We start from the raw sequence: 6,700 nt of genomic DNA, 5'->3' as shown, positions 1-6,700 counted from the left end.
TTTGTCTTGGGCGCTGGTGATGGCGCATCACCGTGCCGAGGGCACGGCGCAGGCGGGCTATGTCTATCTGGTGATGGCGGGTTTTGGCACGATGGCGCTGCTTTTGGCGTTCGGGTTGCTGGCGGGGCCTGCGGGTGACTATGACTTTGCGGCCATACGCAGCGCCGCGCGCTCACCCCTGCTTGCGGCGGTGATATTGGGGCTGATGATGGTGGGCGCGGGGTCCAAGGCCGGGCTGGTGCCGCTGCATGTCTGGCTGCCGCTGGCCCACCCCGCAGCCCCCAGCCATGTTTCCGCACTGATGAGCGGCGTGATGACCAAGGTGGCGCTTTATGGCCTGATCCGCGTCGTGTTCGACCTTGCAGGTCCGCTGGAATGGTGGGTAAGCCCCGCGGTGATCGTGATGGGGGCCGCAACCGCGGTTCTGGGCATCTTGTCCGCGCTGATGGCAACGGATCTAAAGCGCGCGTTGGCCTTTTCCACCATCGAAAACGTCGGCGTGATCGTGCTGGCGCTGGGTCTGGCCTTGGGGTTTCGCGCCAATGGCATGACCGCGCCTGCGGCGCTCGCGTTTTCTGCGGCGCTGTTTCACATCTTCAACCACGCCGCGTTTAAAAGCCTCTTGTTCATGGGCGCGGGTAACGTGCTGGTGGCAACCGGACAGCGCAATCTGGATGCGCTGGGTGGGCTGATCCACCGTATGCCGGTAACTGCGGCGCTGATGCTGGTGGGGGCGGTGGCCATTTCCGCCCTGCCGCCGCTAAACGGGTTTGCGTCGGAATGGTTGCTGTTCCAGTCGGTGCTGCTAAGCCCCGATCTGCCGCAGGCAGGCTTGCAGATCATCGTGCCCGCTGCGGGTGCGATGCTGGCGCTGGCCGCTGCACTCGCCGCTGCCGCATTCGTGCGCATTTATGGCGTGGGCTTTCTTGGCCGCCCGCGCACTGACGCTGCGCGCGGCGCGGTCGAGGTTGACCGCTTTTCGTTGGCCGCGATGGCCGCACTTGGGCTGGTCTGCGTGCTGGCAGGCATCTTTCCCGGCGTCGTGCTAGACCTGCTCGCGCCCGCGACCGAGGGAATGGTGGCCGCGCGACTGCCAGTGCAGGCGGATCAGGCATGGCAAACGCTGGTGCCAATCGCCGAGGCGCGTTCGACCTATAGCGGCCTTCTGGTCTTTGCCTTCATCGCCATCACATCCTCGGGCTCGGCTTGGCTGGTGCATCGTTTCGCCTCGCGCCGCCTGTCGCGCGGCCCGGCGTGGGATTGCGGCTTTCCGTCAGAGCTTGCCAACAGCCAATATGGCGCGGGCAGCTTTGCACAGCCGCTCCGCCGCGTGCTGGGGGTCATTCTGCTGGGCGCGCGTGAAGAGGTAACGATGCCGCCCCCCGGCAGCACCGCCCCCGCGCGGCTGATTGTGCGCTTGCGCGATTGGGCGTGGGAAGGGCTCTACCAGCCGCTTGCCGCGGCCATCAATACCGTGGCGACGCAGGCGAACCGCCTGCAATTCTTGACCATCCGCCGCTATCTGAGCCTTGTCGTCGGCTCGCTGGTGTCGCTGCTTCTGGTGCTGACGATATGGAACTGATCCGCAATCTTCTGGTGCAGGGCGTGCAGATGCTGGTGGTCGTCGCACTTGCGCCCGCGCTTCTGGGCCTTGTGCGCAAGGTCAAGGCGCGGCTGATGCGGCGGCGCGGTGCCTCGATCGTGCAGCCCTACCGCGATATCCTGCGGCTGATGCGCAAGGATGTGGTGCTGGCCGAAAACGCCTCGTGGCTGTTTCGCGCCGCCCCTTACCTGATCTTTGCCGCCACTTGGGTGGCCGCGGCGCTGGTGCCCGCATTTGCTTTCGGGCTGCATTTCAACTGGACCGCCGATCTGATCGCGATTGTCGCGCTTTTGGGTTCGGCGCGGTTCTTTCTGGCGCTGGCGGGCATGGACGTGGGCACCGCATTCGGCGGTATCGGTGCCAGCCGCGAAATGATGATCGCCTCGATGGCCGAACCTGCAATGCTGTTGGCCGCGTTTTCGGTGGCGTTGGTGGCAGGCTCGACGCAGCTTTCCACCGTGGCCGAACATATGGCGACCGCGGCGGTAGGCCTGCGGGTATCGCTGGGCCTTGCGCTGGTGGCGCTGGTGATCGTGGCGCTGGCCGAAAACGCCCGCATCCCGGTGGATAACCCCAGCACGCATCTGGAACTGACGATGGTGCACGAGGCGATGGTGCTGGAATACTCCGGCCGCCACCTTGCGATGATCGAGCTTGCCGCGGCGCTGAAGCTTTTGCTCTATATCTCGCTGATCATCTGCATCTTTGTGCCTTGGGGCATGGCGGGGGCCGGGGCGGGCGCACTTGCCTATCTGGCAGGGTTTGGCTTCTGGCTGGCAAAACTGGCGCTGGGCGGCGCGGCGCTGGGCGCGTTCGAGGTGTCGATCGCCAAGATGCGCGTGTTCCGCGTGCCAGATTTTCTGGGCGCGGCGCTGATGCTGGGGCTGCTCGGCATGCTCTTGCTGTTCGTCTCGAGGAGCCTCTGAATGGACCGCATCGCCTTTGACATCGCGCATTTGCTGGCGGGCGGGCTGGTGTTGGTCAGCTTCATGATGATCTATCAGGAACGGCTGACCGCGCTTTTGAATGTGTTTGCAATGCACGCGGTGGTGCTGGCCCTGTCAGTCTCGTGGCAGGCGCATATCCAGCACGCGCCGCATCTTTACGTTACCGCCGCGATTGCGCTGGTGTTCAAGGCGATGATCATTCCCGGCGCGCTGCACCGCATCATCCGCCGCATGGGCATCCACCGCGAGGTTGAAACCGTGGTCGGCGTTGGCCTGACGATGCTGGCGGGCATGGGGCTGGTCGCCATGTCGATCGTGCTGATGCTGCGGCTAACCGAAACGGCCGACGCCTTCGCGCGCGAAGACCTTGCCTTTGCGCTGTCGGTGGTGCTGCTGGGCCTGCTGATGATGGTCACGCGGCGCAACGCGGTCAGTCAGGTGGTGGGTTTCATGTCACTTGAAAACGGCCTGATCCTTGCGGCCACCGGCGCCAAGGGGATGCCGCTGGTGGTGGAAATCTCGGTGGCCTTTTCGGTGCTGATCGCCTTCATCGTGATCGGTGTGTTCCTGTTTCGCATCCGCGAACGGTTCGACACTATCGACCTTGGCGCACTCGAAGAATATCGCGGGGAGAACCAGTGAACGCGCTTTTGGCCAACCCCGCTTATGCGATCTTGGCGATTCCTGCGGGCACGGCGGTGCTGCTGGCGCTTTTGCCCGGCTACCGGCTGACCGCGCGGCTCAACGTGGCCGCCAGCCTTGCCACGCTGATCGCGGCACTGGCGCTGTTCTTCGTGCCGCGCGCGGCGCCGAGGCCATATCTTTTGATCGACGATCTCAACATCGTCTTTGTCGTGCTCAACACTTTCGTAGGCTTTACCGCCGCCTATTTCTCGGCCTCCTACATCGGCCACGAGATCGAGACGGGCAAACTTACCGCCGCCTCGCTGCGGTTTTACCACGCGATGTATCAGCTGATGATGTTCGGCATGAACCTTGCGCTTTTGTCCAACAATATCGGCCTGATGTGGGTCGCGATCGAGGTGGCCACACTGACCACCGTGCTGATGGTCGGCATTTATCGCACCCACGCGGCGCTGGAGGCCGCGTGGAAATACTTCATCCTCGGCTCGGTCGGCATCGCCCTGGCGCTGTTTGGCACGATCCTCGTTTACCTCGCTGCGCAGCCGGTGTTGGGTGAAGGCACGATGTCGATGATCTGGACCAATCTTCTGGCCCGCGCGGCCGAGTTTGACCCCGCGATCCTGAACCTTGCCTTCGTGTTCCTGCTATTGGGCTACGGCACCAAGGTCGGGCTTGCGCCGCTGCACGCGTGGCTGCCCGATGCCCATGCCGAAGGCCCGACGCCAATTTCGGCGGTGCTCTCGGGGCTGTTGCTGAACGTAGCGCTCTACGCCGTGCTGCGCTTCAAGATGCTGATCGCCACCCACCCCGATGCCATCGCGCCGGGCCCGCTGATGGTGGGGATGGGGCTTTTGTCGCTGATCTTCGCGGCCTTCATGCTCTATCGTCGGCGCGACATCAAACGGCTGTTCGCCTATTCCTCGATCGAGCATATGGGCATCATCGTCTTTGCCTTTGGCATGGGTGGGCCGCTGGCCAACTTTGCGGGGCTGTTGCATATGGTCATGCACTCGCTCACCAAATCGGCGATTTTCTATTCGGTCGGCCACATCGCGCAGATCAAGGGCACGCAGCAGATCGACGGTATTCGCGGCCTGACCCAAAGCCACCCGGCACTGGGTTGGGGGCTGGCGCTCGGCGTGCTGGCGATTGCCGGTATGCCGCCCTTCGGCGTGTTCATGAGCGAGTTTCTGATCGTCACTTCGACCTTCGCGCGCGAACCGCTGCTGGCGCTGCTTTTGGTGTTTGGCCTGCTTGTGGCCTTCGGTGCGCTGATCCTGCGGCTTGCGGGGTTCATCTTCGGCGAGCCTACCGGCAAGGTCGGGCCTGCCGAGGCTTCGCTTGCGCCGCTTTATGCGCATTTGGCGCTGGTGCTGGCGGCAGGGATATTCTTGCCCGGCCCGGTGGTCGCGTGGTTCCGTGCGGTCGCGGCGTTGTTAGGGTAGGGGGCAATGGATCACATCGAAACACCCATGCCGCAGCCCTTCCGCAGCCAGCCCGCGCCGTGCCAAACCGTAACCGCCACGGAATGGGAGCTTGCAGCCGTCGAGGCGGCGCGCGGGCGGTTTGAACTGTTCAGCCTCTGGGGGGCCGAGGATGCGGTGCACATGGCGCTTCGGCAGGTGGAAAGCGGGCGGATGGAAATACTCTGCCTGCCGCTGACCGACGGGGCGTTTCCTTCAGTTGCAGCCCAACACCCCGCCGCGGCGCGGCTGGAACGCAGCATCACCGATCTTTTCGGCCATCTTGCGATTGGCACCCCCGATGCGCGGCCTTGGCTTGACCACGGCCGCTGGGGTATTGCCGCACCGCTTGGCGCAGCCGCGCCGGGGCCCGAGCTTGCGCCCTACGAGTTTCTGCCGGTCGAGGGTGAAAGCCTCAATCAGGTGCCGGTCGGCCCAGTCCATGCAGGCATCATCGAGCCCGGCCATTTCCGCTTTACGGCACAGGGCGAAACGCTGGTGCGGCTGGAAGCGCGGCTGGGCTATACGCACAAGGGCGTCGATGCGCTGATGCGCGGTGCCAGCCTTGCGCACGGGGCAGAGCTTGCAGGCCGCGTCTCGGGCGATTCCACGGTGGCTTGGGCTTGGGCCTTCGCGCAGGCCGCCGAAGCCGCGCTTGCCGCCGGGGTGCCAGCCCGCGCGCTCTATCTGCGCACCATCATGGCCGAGCTTGAGCGGTTGGCGAACCACATCGGCGACATTGGCGGGGTCTGCAACGACGCCGCATTCGCGATGATGCTGGCGCATTGCAGCGCCCTGCGCGAAGAGGTCTTGCGCGCCGCCGAAGCCGCCTTCGGCCACCGCTACATGCGTGACAGAATCGTGCCCGGCGGTGTGACCCACGATCTTGACAGCGCAGGCCGCTCCGCAATCGCCGCGCTGATGGCCCACCTGCGCGACCGCTTTCCCGCGCTGATCGCACTTTATGACAGCACCGCCTCGCTTTTGGCCCGTACCGTCACCACCGGCCGCCTTGCCACGGAACACGCCCGCCGCTTTGCCGCTGGCGGCTTTGTGGGCCGCGCCTCGGGCCGCGATTTCGATACCCGGCGCGATTGCCCCTATGCGCCGTATGACGAGCTGACCTTCAGCGTGCCGACCCGCGCAGAGGGCGATGTCAACGCCCGCGTCTGGATTCGCATCCGCGAGGTGGAACAAAGCCTTGCCTTGATCGAACAATGCCTTGCCCGCCTGCCGGAAGGCCCGATCTTCACGCCCCTCGCCCCCGCGGACGCGCCGCGCATCGGGCTGGGGCTGGTTGAAAGCTTTCGCGGCGATGTGCTGGTGTGGCTGGCGCTCGGGGCCGACGGGCGCATCACGCGCTGCCATCTGCGCGACCCGTCGTGGTTTCACTGGCCGCTGTTGGAATCGGTGATCGAGGGCAACATCATCGCCGATTTTCCGATCTGCAACAAATCCTTCAACTGCTCTTACTCGGGGCACGACCTTTAGGGGGCGCGATGCGCAAGTTTCTGCTCGAAGGGCTGCTGCGGCGACCGCTGACCGAGGCGGGGCCAAGCGATCCTGAAATCGCGGCCCTGGCGCTGGCCACCGGGCAGGCCGCGCGGCGCAGGCTTGGCCGCTCGCTTTCGATCCGGCAGGTCGATGCCGGGTCGTGCAATGGGTGCGAACTGGAAATCCACGCGCTTTCAAACTCCTATTATGATCTAGAGCGGTTCGGCCTGCATTTCGTGGCCTCGCCGCGCCATGCCGACGTGCTGCTGGTCACCGGCCCCGTGACCAAGAACATGGCCGAGGCGCTACGGCGCACCTATGCCGCCACGCCTGACCCGAAATGGGTGGTGGCGGTGGGCGATTGTGGCCGCGATGGCGGCTGCTTTGCGGGGTCTTACGCGGTCGAAGGCGGGGTTTCGGCGGTGCTGCCGGTCGATCTGGTCATCCCCGGCTGCCCGCCCAGCCCCAAGGCGCTGCTGACCGGGCTTCTGTCACTGCTGGACGCGGCAGAGGGCAAACGCGCCTGAAACCTCAGCGCGGCCCGGGCG

Annotated in this window: 6 protein-coding genes; all 6 read left to right on the top strand. The window is 65.1% G+C overall.

All coding sequences use genetic code 11. The annotated features are described in order from the left end of the window. The coding region (gene hyfB, locus ABY403_RS11835; protein ID WP_372841024.1) for a hydrogenase 4 subunit B at positions 1 to 1,582 on the top strand (1,582 nt) is incomplete at its 5' end. Further along, positions 1,573 to 2,529 (top strand): respiratory chain complex I subunit 1 family protein, encoded by a 957-nt coding sequence (locus tag ABY403_RS11830; protein ID WP_372841023.1) that lies wholly within the window; start codon positions 1,573 to 1,575, stop codon positions 2,527 to 2,529. The genes hyfB and ABY403_RS11830, both read left to right, overlap by 10 nt. Continuing rightward, positions 2,530 to 3,192, top strand: coding sequence for a hydrogenase-4 component E (locus ABY403_RS11825; RefSeq protein WP_372841022.1), 663 nt, complete (start codon positions 2,530 to 2,532; stop codon positions 3,190 to 3,192). Continuing rightward, the gene (locus tag ABY403_RS11820; protein WP_372841021.1) at positions 3,189 to 4,640 is read left to right on the top strand and encodes a hydrogenase 4 subunit F; all 1,452 of its coding nucleotides are present in this window, start codon (positions 3,189 to 3,191) and stop codon (positions 4,638 to 4,640) included. Before ABY403_RS11825 ends, ABY403_RS11820 begins: the two co-directional genes overlap by 4 nt. 6 nt (positions 4,641 to 4,646) lie before the next feature. Next, a complete protein-coding gene (locus tag ABY403_RS11815; RefSeq protein WP_372841020.1) occupies positions 4,647 to 6,149 on the top strand; it encodes a hydrogenase expression protein HypE in 1,503 nt (500 codons plus the stop codon). A gap of 8 nt (positions 6,150 to 6,157) precedes the next feature. After that, a complete protein-coding gene (locus tag ABY403_RS11810) occupies positions 6,158 to 6,679 on the top strand; it encodes an NADH-quinone oxidoreductase subunit B family protein (RefSeq protein ID WP_372841019.1) in 522 nt (173 codons plus the stop codon). Positions 6,680 to 6,700 lie beyond the last annotated feature (21 nt).

The organism is Phaeovulum sp., assembly GCF_041596715.1.
Classification (GTDB): Bacteria; Pseudomonadota; Alphaproteobacteria; order Rhodobacterales; family Rhodobacteraceae; genus UBA6213.
Note: the sequence above shows the minus strand (reverse complement) of the source record. Positions and strands in the feature narration are given on the sequence as shown.

Coding starts and splice junctions, on each gene's coding strand:
- ABY403_RS11830 (WP_372841023.1), top strand. CDS start 1,573: ATGGAACTGATCCGCAATCTTCTGGTGCAGGGCGTGCAGATGCTGGTG.
- ABY403_RS11825 (WP_372841022.1), top strand. CDS start 2,530: ATGGACCGCATCGCCTTTGACATCGCGCATTTGCTGGCGGGCGGGCTG.
- ABY403_RS11815 (WP_372841020.1), top strand. CDS start 4,647: ATGGATCACATCGAAACACCCATGCCGCAGCCCTTCCGCAGCCAGCCC.
- ABY403_RS11810 (WP_372841019.1), top strand. CDS start 6,158: ATGCGCAAGTTTCTGCTCGAAGGGCTGCTGCGGCGACCGCTGACCGAG.